General features: G+C 42.2%; 13 protein-coding genes. 10 read left to right on the top strand and 3 right to left on the bottom strand.

What is annotated here, in order from left to right; translation table 11 throughout:
* The first annotated feature begins 52 nt into the window (after positions 1-52).
* Entirely contained in the window at positions 53-1,738 is a 1,686-nt protein-coding gene (locus ACT8YW_RS06050; protein WP_444104346.1) for an arylsulfatase, read from the top strand.
* A gap of 129 nt (positions 1,739-1,867) precedes the next feature.
* Here the strand turns inward: ACT8YW_RS06050 and ACT8YW_RS06045 are convergent, their stop codons facing one another.
* On the bottom strand, positions 1,868-4,429 hold the full coding sequence (locus tag ACT8YW_RS06045) for a hypothetical protein (RefSeq protein ID WP_444104345.1): 2,562 nt from the start codon (positions 4,427-4,429) through the stop codon (positions 1,868-1,870).
* Positions 4,430-4,659: 230 nt separating this feature from the next.
* Here ACT8YW_RS06045 and ACT8YW_RS06040 point away from each other — a divergent pair, with 230 nt between their 5' ends.
* The 5 genes from ACT8YW_RS06040 (at position 4,660) to ACT8YW_RS06020 (ending at position 12,574) form a co-directional block, all read left to right on the top strand.
* Positions 4,660-6,252, top strand: a complete 1,593-nt coding sequence (locus tag ACT8YW_RS06040) for an arylsulfatase (protein ID WP_004310843.1) — start codon at positions 4,660-4,662, stop codon at positions 6,250-6,252.
* An 18-nt stretch (positions 6,253-6,270) separates the two neighbouring features.
* The gene (locus ACT8YW_RS06035) at positions 6,271-7,641 is read left to right on the top strand and encodes a sulfatase family protein (protein WP_444104344.1); all 1,371 of its coding nucleotides are present in this window, start codon (positions 6,271-6,273) and stop codon (positions 7,639-7,641) included.
* Positions 7,642-7,696: 55 nt separating this feature from the next.
* Positions 7,697-9,073, top strand: coding sequence for an arylsulfatase B (locus ACT8YW_RS06030; RefSeq protein ID WP_004310841.1), 1,377 nt, complete (start codon positions 7,697-7,699; stop codon positions 9,071-9,073).
* A gap of 34 nt (positions 9,074-9,107) precedes the next feature.
* On the top strand, positions 9,108-10,487 hold the full coding sequence (locus ACT8YW_RS06025; RefSeq protein ID WP_444104343.1) for a sulfatase family protein: 1,380 nt from the start codon (positions 9,108-9,110) through the stop codon (positions 10,485-10,487).
* Between the two features lie 569 nt (positions 10,488-11,056).
* The gene (locus ACT8YW_RS06020; protein ID WP_444104342.1) at positions 11,057-12,574 is read left to right on the top strand and encodes a sulfatase-like hydrolase/transferase; all 1,518 of its coding nucleotides are present in this window, start codon (positions 11,057-11,059) and stop codon (positions 12,572-12,574) included.
* A gap of 102 nt (positions 12,575-12,676) precedes the next feature.
* Here ACT8YW_RS06020 and ACT8YW_RS06015 read toward each other — a convergent pair whose 3' ends face one another.
* A complete protein-coding gene (locus ACT8YW_RS06015) occupies positions 12,677-14,491 on the bottom strand; it encodes a glycoside hydrolase family 2 protein (RefSeq protein ID WP_242398884.1) in 1,815 nt (604 codons plus the stop codon).
* Between the two features lie 284 nt (positions 14,492-14,775).
* Between ACT8YW_RS06015 and ACT8YW_RS06010 the strand changes: the two genes are divergently transcribed.
* Positions 14,776-16,338 carry a sulfatase family protein gene (locus ACT8YW_RS06010; protein WP_444104341.1) on the top strand — a complete coding sequence of 521 codons (1,563 nt, stop codon included), beginning with the start codon at positions 14,776-14,778 and terminating at the stop codon, positions 16,336-16,338.
* A gap of 114 nt (positions 16,339-16,452) precedes the next feature.
* Here ACT8YW_RS06010 and ACT8YW_RS06005 read toward each other — a convergent pair whose 3' ends face one another.
* Entirely contained in the window at positions 16,453-17,562 is a 1,110-nt protein-coding gene (locus ACT8YW_RS06005; protein ID WP_444104340.1) for a glycoside hydrolase family 43 protein, read from the bottom strand.
* Positions 17,563-17,728: 166 nt separating this feature from the next.
* Here ACT8YW_RS06005 and ACT8YW_RS06000 point away from each other — a divergent pair, with 166 nt between their 5' ends.
* The 3 genes from ACT8YW_RS06000 (at position 17,729) to ACT8YW_RS05990 (ending at position 20,712) form a co-directional block, all read left to right on the top strand.
* Positions 17,729-18,718 carry a glycoside hydrolase family 43 protein gene (locus ACT8YW_RS06000; protein WP_444104339.1) on the top strand — a complete coding sequence of 330 codons (990 nt, stop codon included), beginning with the start codon at positions 17,729-17,731 and terminating at the stop codon, positions 18,716-18,718.
* 105 nt (positions 18,719-18,823) lie between these two features.
* Complete coding sequence (locus ACT8YW_RS05995) at positions 18,824-19,396, top strand: RNA polymerase sigma factor (protein WP_008998085.1); 573 nt, start codon at positions 18,824-18,826, stop codon at positions 19,394-19,396.
* A gap of 113 nt (positions 19,397-19,509) precedes the next feature.
* Entirely contained in the window at positions 19,510-20,712 is a 1,203-nt protein-coding gene (locus tag ACT8YW_RS05990; protein ID WP_444104338.1) for a FecR family protein, read from the top strand.
* Positions 20,713-20,840: the final 128 nt, after the last annotated feature.

Below are 20,840 nucleotides of genomic sequence, written 5' to 3'. Positions count from 1 at the left end.
AAAGGAAAAGAGTAATACAGTGAAAAACAAATTATAAACCAATATTAAACTTATGGATTCAAAATTATTTCTTTTACCAACAGCCTTGATGATTGCCGGCAATTCTGCGGCAGAGGCAAAAGGGAAAAAATCGGATAAAAAACCTAACATCCTGGTCATTCTTGCAGACGATCTTGGTTATTCGGATTTGGGATGTTATGGTAGTGAAATTCATACTCCTAATCTGGACAGATTAGCTAAGGAGGGAGTACGTTTTAATCATTTTTACAATACCAGCCGTAGTTGCCCGACGCGTGCTTCTTTGTTAACAGGGCTTTATCAGCATCAGGCCGGAATCGGACGTATGACTTTCGATGCTCATTTACCGGGTTATCGTGGAACACTTTCGCGTAATGCTGTTACCATTGCCGAAGTGTTGAAGGAATCAGGATATGCTACCAGTATGGTTGGTAAATGGCACATTGCTGAAACGCCGTTGCGTAATGACCAACGTGAATGGTTAGCCCATCATGTAGTGCACGAGACATTTTCTGATTTGTGTCACTATCCTGTGAATCGTGGTTTCGACTCTCATTATGGAACGATTTATGGAGTAGTAGATTACTTTGATCCGTTCAGTTTGGTAGAAGGTGAAGTACCAGTAAAAGAAGTGCCGGAGGGATATTACATCACACAGGCACTCTCGGATCGTGCTACAAAAGAGGTAGAAGAATATGCTAAGGGTGATAAGCCATTCTTTATGTATCTTGCTTATACTTCTCCTCACTGGCCATTGCACGCACTGCCCGAGGATATTGAGAAGTATAAAGATACTTATAAAGTCGGTTGGGAGGCTATTCGTAATGCCCGTTACGAACGTCAGAAACAGTTGGGCATTTTCCCAGGAATGGATAATTTCCTGTCAGAACGTCAGTTCCATGAAAAATGGGAAGACAATCCGAATGCAGAATGGGATGCCCGCGCAATGGCTGTTCATGCTGCCATGATTGATCGTATGGATCAAGGTATCGGACAGGTAATTGATGCTCTTGAAAAGACTGGTCAGCTAGACAATACACTGATTTTGTTCCTTTCGGACAATGGTTGCAGTAGCGAAGATTGCCAGAATATGACTGGAGGAGAAAATGACCGTCCGGATATGACTCGTAAGGGAGAAAAGATTATATACCCGCGTAATAAGAAAGTATTACCTGGTCCGGAAACAACCTACGCTTCCTTGGGAGCTCGTTGGGCAAATGTGGCAAACACGCCATTTCGCTTTTGGAAAGCCAAATCTTATGAAGGAGGTATCTGTACTCCGATGATTGCTCATTGGCCGAAAGGAATTAAAAAGAACGTGGGTGGCATGACATCTGAAATAGGACATGTGATGGATATCATGGCAACTTGCATCGATATGGCTGGGGCCACTTATCCTACCAAATACAAAGGAAATGATATTCTTCCGCTAGAAGGAAAAAGCTTACTTCCTATCTTCAAGACCGGACATCGCAAGGGACACGACTATCTGGGTTTTGAACACTTCAACGAACGTGCTTTCCTTTCCAATGATGGCTGGAAATTGGTTCGCCCGAAAAATAGCTCTCAATGGGAATTGTACAATCTGAATGAAGACCGGAGCGAGCAACATGATCTGGCTGCTAAATATCCGGAGAAAGTGGCAGAAATGTCAAAAGCATACGAAGCATGGGCTAAGCGTTGCATGGTAGAACCTTACCCGGGACAGAAAAAGAAATAACTGTCATTCCATTTGAAACGGAATGAATAGAACATTGAATGAATAATGGGGATGAAGGATTCCGGATCAGGAATAACTTCATCCCCATTAATAATATAATATCTGCTATGAGGTTATCTACAACAAGAGCTATTGCTCCGCTTGCCCGATTGTAGAATATTTCATACTTCCTATTTGTCCATCCTTACTCATCATTTCCGCCTGAATAATCACCGGAGTGGAATATTGGTTATTATAACATTCAATCACAGCTTTTCCATTTTCATCTGTCCGTACAGACGGATTCCAGTAGAGCGTCCGTCTTTTGTCTACTTTATCCATATACAATTCCTTGGTCGGGTAGGCAGGTGAATAATATTCCAGTGCATGAGTATATCCCTGAATGACTGTTTGCCGGGTACCAAGTACGGCAGTCTGACTTTTGTTCAATACATCGCGTCTGGGTAGGGGAATCAGGTAGAAAACACTGTATTTATCCAGTTTGCTGACGTCAACTCCCGTAGTATCCGTAACTTCGGACATTTTGGTGTTTTGGATAATCTCGTCATCGATGCCTCCTGTTCCTTTGCTGATGATGATAGAAGCCAATCCATCCACTTCGGTCAACATCATTTGAGTTTCTGTCTCGGATAAAATGTGGTTATCCATGATATAGCAGATTGGTTTCTGCCGATAAGTAAGCTTGTCATTGCTACGATCCCAATCGAATTGCGGACTCAACTTTTCCATTAATTCCGGAATAGTTGTGACAATCTTCCCATTGTCACGTAATAAATCTACAGAACGGCGTACGTCGTAATAAGCGTCAATACTTTTCTCATTGATTTTAGTAGCCATATTACTTCCTTGCCGGCGTTTGCTTTTTATTTCCACTTCATCTAATACATAAAGCCCTTCTACTTTCCGGATAGAATCCATGTATAGAGAATCAAAATTCTCGGCTTTTTGTTGCCAGTGGGTCAAGTCCTTCCATTCAGGATGAAGCTCCTTGTAACCGTAGGCCCGGGGAGCAGGTGAGAAATTACGGTCGATCAGGATAGATGCATCCTTATTGCGTTCTTTACCGACTTTCCGGGTTTGGATCACCGCTTCCGTGGTTCCTTCAAAGTCTTCTACAGGAATGGTGAAACGGCCGTTTTCATCGGTCACGGTTCCTCCAGTGATAAATTGGTCATCTTTCTTCACTATCACACTAAGCGCTATATCTTTCAGCTTATTCTTGAGGATTGTTGATTTAACCTGCCCGTTCAGCACTAATTGAGCTTCCGGTAACTGCAACGGAGTGAAAGGAGCAGTAGAAATGGCTTGGCTCATGTCATATTTACGCCATCCATGCACCATTAATAATATATCCAGTTCCGTTTGCTTCCGGGGAGACGGCGATGCAAAATAATAACCGGGCTGATGGATATATCCTTTTAAATCAGATGTTAACAGCAAATCAGTGAAGATGTTGTTATCATACTCCAGATAATCTGACCGGACGGCATCCCGGATACTGACCGATACATCTCCCGATATCGGTTTTCCTTTGGCATTCTTTACTTGTAACTCACAACGAATAGGAGCGTAGGGAGTATACACCTCTTTCAGGCCCTCTGCGGATAGTTGTAGAGGAGCACGTGGATTGGAAAAGACAAAACGCTCGCATAACGTATTACCAGCTCGGTTGATGAGGCTGACTTGCAGTACGCCTGCCGGTAGTTTGCGGGTAGGCAGAATGAACTCTTGTGGAGCGTCCGCCCGGCAACTAATCAACTGATGAACATACGGCCGTCCCTGATGACTGATAAATACAGCCAATGTATCTTGAGGAGTAGCGGTATTGCAGGATACTTTCACCAAAAGGGCACCGGCATTGTTGACAGTACTCAATACATACCCGTTAGGCAACGCCTGTGGAAGGGTAAATTCATATTTCTTTCCTTGAAAATCGACTTTGGCAACAGCCGGTTGTGCAGAAGGCGTATATTCAAAATGCCCCATTCCATCGTGCAAAGTCTCGAAAGAAGTGATTTCTGCTCCTTCTTTGGTATAGATCATTCCTGATAATTCTATATTCCCTTCATCTTTACTCTCCGCCTTGAAAGCCACTTGCGAAGTCACTCCTTCCACTAATTGCCCTCCTTCGGGAAAAAAGCGCACACTCAACTTCTCCTTTGTTTCCGACGGACGGTTCTCCATCGACGGACTAAGTTCGTAAGTTGTGATACTACGTTCCAGCTTATCACTATTCGCCAGTTGATAAATAGGGAAAGTGCGTGAAAAATACTGCGGTTCGTTGAAAGCAAGCATCCAGCGGGTATAGGCACGTACCTCATAATAGCCGGATAACATGGAACGGGGAAGAACGAATTGTCCGTTTCCTTCTCCCTGCGTCAGTTTGATGATTTGTTTATCTGTTATATGTCCTGTCTGATCCACTAGTTCCACATACAGGGGGCGGCTGATCTGACTGAAAATCTGTTGTTCGGCGAGGGTGACATAAGCTTTAAACCAGATCGTATCTCCGACGTAATAACTCGTATTGTCGAAATGCAAATAAGCTTTCTCCCGTGGAAAGTTGTTGGCAAATGTCTGTGCTTGGTTCATGTATTGTTGGAATATAACTTTGGCAGGAGGAATCTCTCCCCATGCTATTGCTAGCGGTAAGCAAAAAGAAAGAAGAAAAAGAATTCGTTTGTTTTTCATTTCAATAGGTTTTTAACTAAAATACAAAGTTAGAATATATTGACCTAAAAATAGAAAACTAATTGTTCAATAAAGGAAAAAAACTATTCAGAGTAGAAATAAAAGTTCATGGACGCATTGTATATCTGTTGGATAGCGGATATACCTGATTTTGTTCTTTATTGATTAGCATTTTTCCTTCCTTTTCCATAAACTTCTCTATTTTTGTTTTCCAGATAATTGATAATACTATGGTAAAGAAGAATTTCTTAATGACTGCCCCCTTACTGATGGCATCGTTTTGTTCGGCACAAGAAAAGCCGAATGTCGTACTGATTATGGTAGATGATATGGGTTATTCCGATATCGGCTGCTATGGTGGAGAAATACTGACCCCTAATATTGATGCATTGGCATCTAAAGGAGTACGTTTCACACAATTCTACAACACCTCACGTTCATGCCCTGCCCGGGCCAGTTTAATGACAGGACTATATCAACATCAGGCAGGTATCGGTCAGATGTCCGAAGACCCGTTTAAAAATCCCGGCCAGAAGAGTCCGAATGATTGGGGTGTGCCCGGATACAAAGGATTCCTCAACCGCAATTGTGTCACAATAGCCGAAGTGCTGAAAGAAGGCGGCTACCATACCTATATGGCAGGTAAATGGCATTTGGGAATGCATGGAGAAGAAAAGTGGCCCTTACAACGGGGATTTGAACGCTTCTACGGAATTTTGGCAGGAGCTTGCAGTTATCTCCGTCCATCGGGAGGACGCGGCTTGACCCTTGACAATACAAAACTTCCGGAGCCGGAAGCACCTTATTATACAACAGATGCATTTACCGATTACGCGATTCGCTTTGTTGATGAGCAGAAAGATGATAAACCTTTCTTCCTATATCTGGCATTTAACGCTCCTCACTGGCCGTTGCAGGCAAAAGAAGAAGACATTCAAAAATTCACGAAGATCTATCGTGAGAAAGGATGGGATGAAATTCGTGAAGCAAGACGGAAGCGGATGGCTAAGTTGGGAATTATCGACTCGAATACAGAGTTCGCCGAATGGGAAAACCGGAAGTGGGACGAACTGACAGAGAAGGAAAAAGATGAAGTAGCCTACCGGATGGCCGTTTATGCAGCGCAGGTGCATTGTGTAGATTATAATGTAGGAAAACTGCTGGACTACCTGAAGAAGAATCATAAACTGGATAACACGCTTGTCATGTTCTTGTCCGACAACGGTGCTTGTGCCGAGCCATACGCTGAATTGGGAGGCGGGAAAGTGTCTGAAATCAACAATCCGGCTTGTAGCGTGTTCCCTTCTTACGGAAGAGCATGGGCACAGGTTTCCAATACTCCGTTCCGTAAATACAAATGCCGTTCTTATGAAGGAGGTATTTCTACCCCTCTCATCGTGTCGTGGAAAAGCAATCTGAAGAATAAGAAAGGTGAATGGTGCCGTGTTCCCGGTTATCTGCCGGACATTATGCCGACTATTCTGGAAGCAACAGGAGCCGCCTATCCGGAAACTTATCACGGCGGAAATAAAATATATCCATTGGTAGGCAGTAGCCTTTTTCCTGCTATTCAAAAGAAAGCAGACTCTATCCATGAATATATGTATTGGGAACATCAGAACAATAGAGCGATCCGCTGGGGAAACTGGAAAGCAATCCGCGACGAAAAAGGAAAAGAGTGGGAATTGTACGATGTGGTTAAAGACCGTACCGAACGTAACAATCTGGCAGAACAGCACCCTGAAGTGCTTACCAAGTTAGTTGCCGAATGGGAGAAATGGGCGAATGCAAACTTTGTGTTACCCAAACATCCGAAGAAATAAATAAAGGAGGAACACGAAATGAATAAATTACTATTAAGTGCATCCGTAGCCTTGGGAGCTACCAGCCTGTCTTTCGCCCAGCAAACGGAAAAACCGAACTTCCTATTGTTCATAGCCGACGATTGTTCTCATTATGACTTGGGCTGTTATGGCAGTGTTGATTCAAAGACTCCGAATATCGACCACTTTGCCACACAGGGAGTACGCTTCACACAAGCCTATCAGGCTGTTCCGATGTCGTCGCCTACCCGCCATAATCTATATACAGGCGTATGGCCTGTACGCAGCGGAGCTTACCCTAACCATACTTGTGCCAATGAAGGCACATTGAGCGTTGTACATCATCTGCAACCGTTGGGTTATAAAGTCGCGTTGATCGGGAAATCGCATATTGCCCCGAAATCAGTATTTCCTTTCGACCTTTATGTACCTCCTTTGAAAGGTGGGGACTTGAATTTTGAAGCAATTCAGAAATTTATTTCCGATTGCAAGGCGAAAGGCGAACCTTTCTGTCTGTTTGTAGCCTCCAATCAACCGCATACTCCCTGGAATAAAGGCGATGCCTCTCAATTTAATGCGGACAAACTGACACTGCCTCCTATGTATGTAGATATTCCCCAGACTCGCGAGTTGTTTACCCATTATCTGGCAGAGATCAATTATATGGATCAGGAATTTGGTAATGTCCTTTCTATCCTGGATAAGGAAAAAATGACGGATAAATCTGTTGTCGTATATTTGAGCGAACAAGGCAACAGCCTGCCTTTTGCCAAATGGACTTGTTATGATGCGGGGGTACACTCTGCCTGTATCGTTCGTTGGCCGGGAGTGGTTAAGCCGGGAAGCGTAAGTGACGCATTGGTGGAATATGTAGATATTGTCCCTACTTTTGTCGACATAATAGGAGGAAAGCCGCAGGCAAAAGTAGATGGCGAAAGCTTTAAACCGGTATTGACAGGCAAAAAGAAAGCACACAAGAAATATTCTTTCTCCCTTCAGACCACGAGAGGCATCAATGCCGGATCGCCTTATTATGGCATCCGTTCGGTATATGACGGCCGATACAGATATATTGTCAATCTCACCCCGGAAGCTACTTTCCAGAATGTTGAAACAAAATCTCCTTTGTTTAAAGAGTGGAAAAGTCTGGCGGAAACGGATAGTCATGCAAAAGCGATGACGACTAAATACCAGCATCGTCCGGCTATTGAATTATATGATGTGAAGAACGACCCGTATTGTATGAAGAATCTGGCGGAGGACGCAAGACAAGCTTCTACCATCAGCCGCTTGGATAAAGAGTTGAAACGCTGGATGAAGGATTGTGGAGACGAAGGACAACCTACCGAGATGCGTGCCTTCGAACACATGCCGGGAAAGAGAAAATAAGCCGTCACACATCAAAACGAATGAAACACAGAATGTAATTTATAAATCGTATATCATGAAAAAAGAATTTTTTGGTTTGCTTTGTGGATGTACTCTGCTTCCGGCATTTCTTCATGCGCAGACAGAGCGTCCTAATATTGTGATTGTATTGGCTGATGATTTAGGTTGGGGTGATGTAGGATTTCATGGTAGTGAAATCAAGACCCCCTGTTTGGATGCTCTGGTGGGCGAAGGAGTGGAACTCGAACGCTTTTACACTTCTCCCATCAGTACGCCCACCCGTGCGGGACTGATGACGGGACGTTACCCGAACCGATTTGGTGTCCGTTCGGCTGTTATTCCGCCCTGGCGTGAGGACGGACTGGATGAGAATGAAGAAACGATGGCCGATATGCTGGCACGTAACGGATATAAGAACAGAGCCATTATTGGCAAATGGCATCTGGGACATACCAAGAAAGTGCATTATCCGATGAATAGGGGATTTTCGCATTTCTATGGTCATCTGAACGGTGCGATAGATTATTTCGACCTGACGCGTGAAGGTGAACTGGACTGGCACAACGACTGGGAAACCTGCCACGACAAAGGATATTCTACCGAATTGATAACCAAAGAAGCCATCCGCTGTATTGATGCATACGAGAAAGAAGGTCCGTTTATGTTGTATGTGGCCTATAACGCACCTCATACACCTTTGCAGGCACAGGAAAAAGATATAAAACTCTATACTGACAATTTCGACAGCCTGACACCGAAAGAACAGAAGAAAGTGACTTATAGTGCAATGGTTTCTTGTATGGACAGGGGAATCGGTGCTATTGTAGATGCCTTGAAGAAGAAAGGAATTATGGACAACACTTTCTTTATCTTCTTTAGTGATAACGGCACTGCCGGTGTTCCGGGATCTTCATCAGGACCTTTGCGTGGACATAAATTCGACGAGTGGGACGGAGGGGTACATGCACCGGCTGTTCTTTATTGGAAGAAGGCAGAGAAACAATATAAGAACTTGAGCTCACAAGTGACAGGTTTTGTTGACCTTGTTCCCACATTGAAAGATTTGGTAGGAGATCACAGCCGTCCGAAACGTGAATATGACGGCATCAGCATCCTCCCTGTATTAAACGGTAAAAAGACCTGTATCGACCGCGATTTTTATCTGGGACACGGAGCAGTAGTCAATAAAGACTATAAGCTGATAAGAAAAGGTATGAAACCGGGACTGGATTTGAAACAGGACTTCCTGGTTGATTATAAAACAGATCCTTACGAAAAGAAAAATGCCAGCGCTGGAAACGAGAAAATTGTGAAAGCTTTGTATGAGGTTGCCCTGAAATATGACACGATCACTCCTTGTATACCGGAAGTACCTTACGGTAAAGGTCGTGACGGATTCAAAGCTCCTAAAGAATGGAAAGTAGTACGTTGAATCTGTTAACCCTATGAATAGAAAATAATACAAGATGGAAAAATCAACGATTAGTTTATGCCTCCTAGGCGGATTGGCGATAGGAAATGGGTTTGCCCAAACTCCTTCGAAGCCTAATATATTATTAATCATAGCCGATGACTGTTCCTATTACGATATAGGCTGTTTCGGAGCGGTCAACAACAAGACTCCCCATATAGATGCATTGGCTCGACAGGGGATAAAGTTCAACAGTGCGTATAACTCTGTTTCGATGAGTACGCCTACCCGGCATTGTGTTTATACAGGTATGTATCCGATGCATCATGGCGGTTACGCCAACCATAGCTCGGTCAATGCCGATGTAAAATCTCTTCCCACTTATCTGGGAAATCTGGGTTATCGGGTTGGATTGGCCGGGAAGTGGCATATCAAACCTTTGGCTAACTTCCCGTTCGAAGATGTACCGGGATTCCCCAAAGGATGTACAAGCCCAAACACTGACTATCATACCAAAGGTATCGAGAAGTTTATGGAGCGTGATGCTTCCCAACCTTTCTGTCTTGTCTTGGCTTCTATTAATTCGCATGCTCCCTGGACAGGTGGTGACGCTTCCGTTTTCGACCGGAAGAAACTTCAGTTGCCGCCACAGTTTATCGACACGGAAGTAACACGTGAATACTATGCCAGATATTTGGCAGAAGTCGGCTTGCTTGATCAACAGGTGGGTGACGCTATGCAGATTCTGAAAGAAAAGAATCTGCTGCAGAACACTCTTGTCATTTTCATATCCGAGCAGGGTACGCAATTTGCCGGAGCCAAATGGACCAATTGGAGTGCCGGTGTCAAGTCGGCGATGGTGGCTTCCTGGCCGGGTGTCATTAAACCCGGTACGGAGACTTCCGCTATTGTGCAATATGAAGACCTTCTTCCTACATTTATCGATGTTGCAGGCGGAAAGGTGCCTGACGTAATAGATGGAAAGAGTCTGGTAGATGTATTTCAAGGGAAAACAAAGACACACCATAAGTATGCTTATCATGTTCACAACAATGTTCCGGAAGGTCCGGCATATCCAATCCGTTCTATTTCAGACGGACGCTATCGTCTCATCTGGAATTTGACTCCGGAAGAAACATACGTAGAAAAGCATATTGAAAAGGCAGAATGGTATCTCTCGTGGAAAGCACAGGACACGGATCAGGCACATAAAATCATGAATCGCTATAAGAATCGTCCCGAGTTCGAACTATATGATATCAAAAAAGACCCGTTTGAGATGAATAATTTGGCGGATGTGAAGAAATATAGTAAGAAGAAAGCCGAATTGACGATGGAACTGCAAAAATGGATGAAGCAGCAAAATGATACCGGAGCGGATAAAGACCGTCCACGTGCTCCTAAGAATAAGCAGAAGAAAATGGCAAATTTGTAGCAATCTGCAATAGAATGTTGTATCGCTACTTGCTCACTAGAAGAGATTTTGTTTTTTATTTCTCATTTCTCATAAAATCTCGGTAATGAGCTTGTAATCAATTGTATATAGTATGAGAAATGTTTTTTTTACAGACATTTCTCATACTTTTTATGGATATTTTAATGAGAAAAGGCTCTTTCTCATGCGTTTTTCAATGATTTCTCATGCATTTCTCATCTCTCTATCGTGCATTTCTCATACACTTCTCACGAGATGATTGTGTAGATGATGGTTGCTGTTATTATCTATGTTGAAAACAGATGAAAGGTACTTCTCATTCAAATAACCTTATGTCTTTATGTTTTTCATTCGTTATCGTCGTGTTATTGATAAGACATTTCTATCATTCCACTACAGTGGAACGATCTGTTCACTAGAGTGCACTGGCTTGTTCACAGGAGTGAAAGGAACTGTTCACTGTAGTGGAACGAAAGAAATGTCGGTAAGATAATCCGCTCATGTCAGCTGGAAAACATAAAGGTATAAGCTATGTAACTTATTAACTACGGCTTTAATACATTAAATATATGAATAAACTAATCACACTATCCTCTGTACTTCTAACAGCTGCTGCTGTAAAAGCACAAATACCCAATATCGTATTTATATTGGCGGATGATTTGGGTTATGGAGACATCTCTGCCTTCAATCCCGAATCTAAAATCCATACTCCTAACATTGACAAACTGGCCGAGCACGGGATTGCCTTTACGGACGCTCATGCTTCTTCCGCTTTATCCACTCCTTCCAGATATTCTCTTCTGACCGGAAGGTATCCGTGGCGAACTAAGCTGAAACGAGGTGGTCTTGATGGCGATTCGCCTGCAATGATTGATCCTGAACGTCGCACAATCGCGCAAATGTTTTCAGCGAATGGCTATAATACCGCTTGTATCGGTAAATGGCACTTAGGTTGGGACTGGGGATATACGAACAATGGCAGAAGCATGAAAGATATAGATTTCTCGCTTCCGATCAAGAACGGACCTACCGACAGGGGATTTGATTACTATTTCGGCATACCGGCGTCATTGGATATTTCTCCCTATGTTTATGTGGAAAATAACAAAGCCACCTCTATCCCCGATCATGTGATAGAACCCCAGAAAAAGAATCTGGCATTATTGATGCACGGAGGAATGGCAGGAGCCGACTTCAAGCCGGAAGAATGTTTTCCCAACATCATTCGTCATAGCCTGAACTATATCAATGAACAAAAAGGCAGCAAGAAGCCGTTTTTCTTATATTTGCCTATTACTGCTCCCCACACCCCTATATTGCCTTCGAAAGAGTTTCAGGGTAAAACCAGTATCGGTCCTTATGGCGATTTCGTAGTCATGATAGACGACATGGTGCGCCAAATCGTAAAAACATTGAAGAAGAACAAGCAATTGGATAATACCATCATTGTCTTTGCTTCGGATAATGGGTGTGCCGGTTATATCGGCGTGAAAGATATGGAAAAGAAAGGACATTTTCCTAGTTACATCTACAGAGGCTACAAAAGCGATATTTACGAAGGTGGACACAGAATTCCCCTTATTGTCTCCTGGAAAGGAAAATATGGGAAAGAGACAAACAACTCTTTAGTCTCATTGATAGACTTTTATGCCACTTTTGCTCAAATGCTTAACCACAATCTGGAGACAGAAGAAGCTGTTGACAGTTACAGTATGTGGCCGATATTGAGTAAGAAAGGTGCTTCTGCGCGTAAGGACTTGGTGCACGAAGCGGGAGAGGGGTATTTGTCTTTGCGTACTTCCCAACTGAAATTGGTGTTCTACGGAGGTTCGGGTGGCTTTTCCTATCCTGTCAAACCTTCTGATGTGGCGAAGTTCCCTCCGATGCAATTGTTTGATATCGTGAAAGATCCTTCGGAAAAAGAAAACATTATCGGTGATAAGCGTTACGAAAATGAGGTGAAAGAAATGAAACGGGCTATGAAGCAATATGTAGAGAATGGCCGTTCTACTCCTGGTGAAAAAGTATCGAATGATACGAAGAATAGTTGGAATCAGGTAAAGATCTTCATGCAGGAAGAATAAGCATTTCTGAAAAAGAATATGAATATAAAAAAACAGCACCCTGAATAGACTTTCATAGGTGCTGTTTTTAGTTCAACAAGGAAAAGAGTATTATTCTATTTATTATTTATTCAGAGAGTTGCAGATCTGTTGGTTGATTTCTCTGACTTTAGCTTCATTCATCTTGATAACTTTACGGTCATAAGTCATCAGACCGTTGATTTCACCTTCTACGTCTGTTGTCTGGGTATATACGGCAGCAGAGAATCCTTTTCGGATCAATTCCAACAGATGTTTGCCATATTTAATGTATTCGTTCGTTACTTCGTCCGATGTATTGAACTTCACATAACCCCAGTTTTTCTTGTCATTCACCCAAGTGTTTCCTTCTACTACCAAGCCGATACCTCCATATTCACCCAATACGGTAGCGCGTCTCGGATCGTAAAGGAACATGTTCGGGCCCGGATAGTGGTGAAGGTCGAGAATATCGCCACAAGTATAGTGATTACCACCGCTGGCAGGATTCACCAGGCGGCTAGGATCGTATTCTTTAGTCCATGCTACGATTTCCGGAGTCTTGAATTGTCCCCATGCTTCATTGAAAGGAACCCATACGGCAATACTCGGGTAGGAATACAAACAGTCGATGATTTCTTTCCACTCTTTGCGGTAGTTAGCTTCCGAAGCGGCAGAACGAATCACTTCCGTACCGTTGAAATAATTGCGTGCCTGCCACTGTGGGCTAGGACCACCGTTCGGCATATCTTGCCATACGATCAATCCTAATTGGTCGCAATGAGTGTACCAGCGTGCAGGTTCTACTTTGACGTGCTTACGTACCATGTTGTAGCCGAAGTCTTTCGTCTTCTTCAAGTCATAAACCAATGCTTCATCTGTCGGTGCAGTATACAAACCGTCAGGCCACCATCCCTGGTCGAGCGGACCGAATTGGAAATAGTCTTTGTTGTTCAATTGCAGGCGAGTGATGCCATTCTGACCCTTGCGGATAGAATATTTACGCATAGCCGTATAACTCTTTACCTGGTCTATTGCTTTTCCGTCTTTATACAGAGTCACTTCCATATTGTAGAGGAAAGGAGAGTCCGGAGACCACAGTTTAGCATTAGCCGGCATTGCCAGTTCAACAGGTACTCCGTTCAACGCTGCGCCTTTGGCTACAAGGTTCTTGCCATCGAATACTTTTACTTCTACTTTATCTGCAGAAGTTGTATTGGCAGCAACTTCTACCTTAACAGAATTATTGTCAATATCAGGAGTAGTTTTCAGATTAGTGATGTATTGTGTTGCTACTGGTTCCAACCACACTGTTTGCCAGATACCTGTAACCGGAGTGTACCAAATGCCATGAGGATTTGCTATTTGTTTTCCTCTGGGTTGTTCGCCACGATCTGAAGGGTCCCATACTTTTACTACCAAGTCATTATTTCCTTTATTAAGTACAGAAGTAATATCGAAATAGAAAGGAGTAAATCCGCCTGTGTGTTCACCTACTTTTACATCATTCACCCAAACTTCTGCTTTCCAGTCTACTGCTCCGAAATGCAACAGGATTTGTTTACCACGCCAGGCAGAAGGAACGTCGAAAGTACGTTGGTACCACAGTTCTTCTTTCTCGTTTATCATTTTGCCTACGCCTGATAAAGACGATTCTACGGCAAAAGGAACAAGAATATCGCCTTGGTAAGCAGCAGGCGTAGGATCACCTTTCTTTGTGATTGCATATTTCCAAAGCCCGTTCAGGTTTTTCCAGTCGTTGCGCTCCATGATAGGACGCGGATATTCCGGCAATACGTTTTTAGGGTCAAGCTGTTCTCCCCACGATGTCTTGATTTTGTCACCGGCAGGTTTCCATTGAGCAAAAGTCGAACTGCATAAAGCCAATGCAAGCAGCATTGTTAGAAAATTCTTTTTCATGTTCATGGTATAAAAATATAGTTAGTTATTAGATATAAATTCTATTAAAAGGATATTGCAAAGAAAGGGGAATTAAAAGAGAATAAAGGAAATTTGCCGTTCAAAAAACAATAAATTCTCTTCTTTTTGATCAAATAGAGAGTTTTTTGCTAATAAAACGGACTGTTGACTAATTTTTGTCCTTTATTGAATGGTTATTTTCGTAACTTATCGGAAAGATTGTCGAACTTTGGGTGTGAGTAATTCATACACTTCTTGTTACTAACTTATTACGATATTATGTTATGAATAGAAAAGTTTTATTCTCAATCTCTGCTGTTTCCGGTATGATAAATATCATCCCAATGTCGGCACAAACACCCAAACCCAATGTTGTTATCATCATGACCGACCAGCAGCGAGCTGATTTGTGTGGTCGCGAAGGTTTTCCGATGGCTGTGACTCCTTTTGCCGATTCTTTGGCATTGAGCAATGTGTGGTTTGATAAAGCGTATACGGTAGCTCCTGCTAGTATGCCTGCGCGTTGTTCCATGTTTACAGGACGTTATCCGACTGCTACGCATGTCCGTACGAACCACAACACTCCCGACATGTATTATAAGAAAGATATGCTCGAAGTGTTTAAGGAACAAGGATATAAAACTGCGTTAGTAGGTAAGAACCATGCGCATGTGAAAGGGAAAGATTTTGATTATTGTGAGGAATATTTTCATTGGGGAAAGAATCAGCGTGATACACAAGAAGATAAGGACTTTGCATATTTTCTGAATAATAAAGCGAGAGGACAATATTTAGAACCTACTCCTTTCCCGGCAGAAGCGCAGAACCCGGTGAAGATTGTCACTAAAGCCTTAGCTTGGGCGAAACAGCAAAAAGATTCAGCATTCTTTATGTGGGTTTCAATGCCTGAACCGCATAATCCATATCAGATATCAGAGCCTTATTTCTCGATGTTTTCTCCGGAAAAGATACCGGCAACCTTGACTAGCCGGAAAGATTTATCTAAAAAAGGAAATAAGTATGAGATTTTGGCGGAATTGGAAGATACAGCCTGCCCGAACCTGGCAGAAGATCTTCCCCGTTTGCGTGGAAATTATTTAGGAATGCTTCGTTTGATAGATGATCAGACCAAACGTCTGATTGAAGGATTCAAAGCTGCCGGACTTTATGAAAATACCATTTTTGTAATCCTGTCAGATCACGGAGATTATTGTGGGGAATATGGCTTGATTCGTAAAGGTGCGGGAGTGCCTGAATGTCTCACCCGTATTCCAATGATCTGGGCAGGATGCGATATTCATCCGCAAAATGCTCCAATGGATGCACATGTTTCTATTGCTGATATCTTTCCCACCATTTGTACGGCTATCGGTGCAGATATACCTATCGGAGTGCAGGGACGCAGTTTATGGCCGATGCTGACTGGTAAGTCATATCCCCAAAAAGAGTTTTCAAGCATTATGGTGCAGCAAGGTTTCGGTGGTGAAGATTTTACTCGGGATGAACCGTTGACATTTGTTAAAGAGGGGGCTTTGCAACCCAATAAAATAGCTCACTTTGACGAACTGAATACCTGGACACAAAGCGGAACTGAACGTATGGTTCGCAAAGATGACTGGAAACTGGTACTCGACAATTATGGTCGTGGTGAACTGTATAACTTGAAAGCCGATCCTTCCGAGATTAATAATCTTTATAATAAAAAGAAATATGCCTCCAAACAAATGGAATTGCTGGAAGAATTGATGACTTGGGAACTTCGTGTACAAGACCCATTGCCCGTGCCAAGAAATCGTTATCATTTTAAGCGGAATCCATATAACTATCATTTTGAAGATAAAAAATAGAACTGAATAACTAGAACTACTGTATCAGTGAGACTCTTTTGTTATTCAGAAAATAGTCATTGACATGAGAGGATTAAAACGCTCATATCTTGGCTCTGAAAGTACAAAATGTCATTAGTTCTGATTGCCTGGAGAACCCGAAGGCTTAGCTATCGGTTCTCCGGCTTTGTCCGGGATGCCCAGTACAGGCATCCCGTCTTTGTCACATTCTATTTTTTGCAAGCGGGGAGTACGTGAGTCCATTGCACCCGGAGCATCATTGGGTATCTGACGGGCATGATAAAGCATATAACATTCCTTTCCATCCGGTGAAGAGACGAAAGAACTGCCGCCGGGGCCAAAAACTTCATTCTCCGGTTCCTGCTGAAATACGGGTGTCGGATGTTTCTTCCAGGAAGCAGGGTCTAACAGGTTGGCATTGGCGTCTGCTGTTAGTAATCCTACACAATAATAGGGAGTCCAGCTACCGCTGGCGGAATAAAAAATGCATACTTTATCTTTATTCTTCGGCTGAAAGAAATGAGGCGCTTCGTTCACATGGATCGGATAGGCTGTTTTACTGCCATCGGGATTCACCCATTGACACTCCCATTCATATTCAGGTTTGGAAATCAGGACTCTATCAGAAGAAAGAGTCCACGGATTTTCCATCGAAGCGATGTAAATACATTGTGTTTCACTGTCAATCCTTCGTTTTTGCCATCCGCACCAAATCATGTAACGCTGTCCGTTGTGTTCGAAAGTACTTGCATGAATTGCCCAGTTGTTATCTTTGTCGGTCGGTATGCGCCCTTTCATGACAAACTTACCCTCTGTAGGAATATTAGCCTCGTTTTCAATCACATAAATCTGATGATTGTCCATATTACCATCATCTGCTGCGAAGTAAATATACCATTTGTTGTTGATGCGATGCATTTCGGGAGCCCATAAGTGATGGGAGTTACTGGGGTCGGTTGGTATCCATACCGGCTTTTTAAGACTGTCATTCAAGTTTGTAATATCACTGGTTTCCCAAAGCACGATTCTGCTTTCGGCACCTTGCGTATAATAATATTTCCCTTCATGAAAAACGGCCCATGGCTCTGCTCCTCTTTCACGAAGAGGATTTGTATAAGTAGCTCCTGTTACTGCTTCCTTTTTCGGCTCTGTTTTCTTTTGGGGTTGACAGGATGCACAAATAACGACTAAAAGTATGGCTGGTAATAACAATCTGCTTTTCATGGTGTTTTTTCATTTAATAATGACACTGCAAAGAAAGCACAAAATCTTGATAAATCATCTTTTTTTTGCAGATTGGTTAGTATTTATCCTTAATTGGCTCATAATTATTGAATTTTCTATTTGTTTTTTCTCATCTTTGTAGCACGAACTTTAAAATTGATATTATATGAAACTAAAACATCTTATTCTTTTCAGTATTATTTGTTGTTCCCAGTCTGTATTTGGGCAAAAAGCCGGTCAGCAACCAAAGACAAGTGGCAATCCTGTATTTCCGGGCTGGTATGCCGATCCGGAAGGAATCGTGTTCGGAGATGAATACTGGATTTACCCTACGTATTCGGCGCCTTATGACGAACAAACCTTCATGGATGCCTTTTCGTCTAAAGACCTGGTGAACTGGACAAAACACCCGAAAGTGTTATCAAAAGAGAATATAAGTTGGTTTAAACGTGCTTTATGGGCACCTGCTGTGATTCATGCGAATGACAAATATTATATATTCTTCGGTGCGAATGATATTCAAAGTAATAACGAGTTGGGAGGTATTGGTGTGGCTGTGGCCGACAATCCTGCCGGACCATTTAAGGATGCACTAGGTAAACCTCTGATTGATAAATTTGTAAATGGTGCACAGCCGATCGATCAGTTTGTTTACAAAGATGATGACGGACAGTATTATATGTATTATGGTGGCTGGGGACATTGCAATGTGGTGAAGCTGGCTCCGGACTTGTTGAGTATCGTACCGTTTGAGGATGGTACCATCTATAAGGAGGTAACTCCCGAAAAATATGTAGAGGGGCCTTTCATGTTGAAACGTAACGGTAAATACTATTTTATGTGGTCGGAAGGTGGTTGGACCGGACCGGATTATTGCGTAGCCTATGCGATTGCCGACTCACCATTCGGACCTTTTAAAAGAGAAGCAAAAATATTGGAACGCGATCCTAATATTGGAACGGGTGCCGGTCATCATTCTGTTGTGAAAGGTCCGGGAGCAGACGAATGGTACATCATTTATCATCGCCATCCATTGGGTGAAACGGATGGAAACGCTCGTGTGACCTGCATTGATCGCATGATTTTTGATAAGGACGGAAAAATAAAACCTATAAAGATGACTTTCGAGGGAGTAGAGGCTAGCCCATTGAAGTAAAATCTGAAAAGTTCAGCCCATCGGTAATTAATATTTTAATAAAGATGGGCTTTTTTTGATTTATTGTTTTATTTTTGTCCTTATAAATCCAATATACTTATTATGATGAAATCGGATATACACACTCTCTCTGATTCCCTTTTGTGGAAAAGGTTTCTCGAAGGAGACTCGAGTGCGTATACCCAAATATATAATCAAACAGTACAAGATCTGTTTCGATTCGGATTATTATATACTTCGGATAAAGAATTAATCAAAGACTGCATACATGATGTGTTTGTGAAAATTCACATGAATCGTGCAAAGTTAGCTCCAACAGATAATATTACAGCCTATTTGACGGTGGCATTGAAAAACACTCTTTTTAATGCGCTGAAAAAAACAACAGATTCCCTCCCGTTTGATGAAATAGGTGAGAGGGAAGATACGGTTGATAACTCTCCTTCCACTCCGGAAACTATATATATTAATAATGAACAGGAAAAACTAGTTCAGACAACCGTACATTCTATGATGTCTGTATTGACGGACAGACAGCGCGAAATTATTTATTATCGGTATATCAAAGAGATGAGTATCGATGAAATCAGTGAGGTGACAGACATGAATAATCAGTCTGTTTCTAATTCTATTCAACGGGCTTTGGGACGTATCCGGGACTTATTTAAGAGAAAATAAGAGAGAATAACCAGCCCGTTTTTCCTGCCTATCAAAAAAAAGTGGAAAAAACTTCGAAAAAGGTGAGTATAAAATGAAAGTACAACTGTTATTCATACGTAAAGACAATGAAAATGATGAACTCTGAACAAAAACATACAGATTTTTCCCTATATACTTTTGAAGAATTTCTTCAGAATGATTTCTTTATTTCTTCCATGAACTACCCTACGGAAGAAACACAGAAGTTCTGGGATGAATTTGAACAGATGAATCCTTCTAATATAGATGAATATATAGCTGCAAAAAGATATTTGGAAGTTTTTTCGAAAGAGAAGGACGAGGTGCTTTCCAATCAGGAAACGAATGATTTATGGACTCGTATCCAAGCGACTAATATAAATAAGGAGAAAGCGCGCCGCAAAAACTATTTCTTAATAGGATTGAGCGCGGCTGCCAGTGTGGCTATTCTTGTGGGAAGCTTCTTCTTCTTGAAGAACTATTCTTCGGCTCTGGACCCGGACATTGCCACGTTTGCTGTGAATACGAAAGCCGATTTGCCTTTGACGGAAGAAACTCTGTTGATTTTGGCAGAAGATAATGTTGTGAGTTTGAAGGAAAAAGAAACAGAGATTACGTATGATTCCGTAGAAATCAAAACGAATCAGGAAAGTATACAAAAGGAGAAATCGGCAACTTATAACCAATTGGTTATTCCACGCGGAAAACGTTCGGTATTGACGTTTGCCGATGGATCTAAAGTCTGGGTGAATGCCGGTACGAGAGTGATTTATCCGGTGGAGTTTGAACAAGACAAACGTGAAATCTATGTGGATGGAGAAATTTACATAGAAGTAGCCAGAGATGAAAACCGTCCTTTCTACGTGCGGACTAAAGATATGAATGTCAGAGTGCTTGGTACTAAATTTAATGTAACGGCGTATGAGTCGGAAGCGATAAGAAGTGTAGTGCTGGCACAAGGATGCGTTCAGGTGGAGACAGAGCGGACCCCAAAAGCCATTCTGGCTCCTAATCAGATGTTCAGTTCTGCCGACGGAAAGGAAAATATAACACAAGTAGATGTAGAAGAGGCTATATCATGGGTGAACGGGCTCTATTATTTCCAAAGTGCTGATTTGGGAATTGTTTTGAAACGTCTGTCTACCTATTATGGCGTTAACGTAGAATTTGACCCAGCGCTAAGTAAAATAAAATGTTCCGGAAAAATCGATTTGAAAGACAACTTTGAAACAGTAATTAATGGATTAACCTTTGTTGCACCAATCTCTTATGCCTATGATGAACAATATAAAACGTATCGAGTCGTAAAGAAATAGATATGAAAAAATAAGATAAAGAATAAATCTAATTCCTGAATTTTATGGTAATTTTTGTAGAGAGTGGATGATACACGCTATCATCTAGCTGGGACGTGTGTGCCCAAGAATGTTTAGACACAGAAATA

It is taken from the genome of Bacteroides sp. (genome assembly GCF_052357945.1).
In the GTDB taxonomy this organism is placed as follows: domain Bacteria; phylum Bacteroidota; class Bacteroidia; order Bacteroidales; family Bacteroidaceae; genus Bacteroides.
This window is presented reverse-complemented; position numbering and strand designations above follow the sequence as displayed.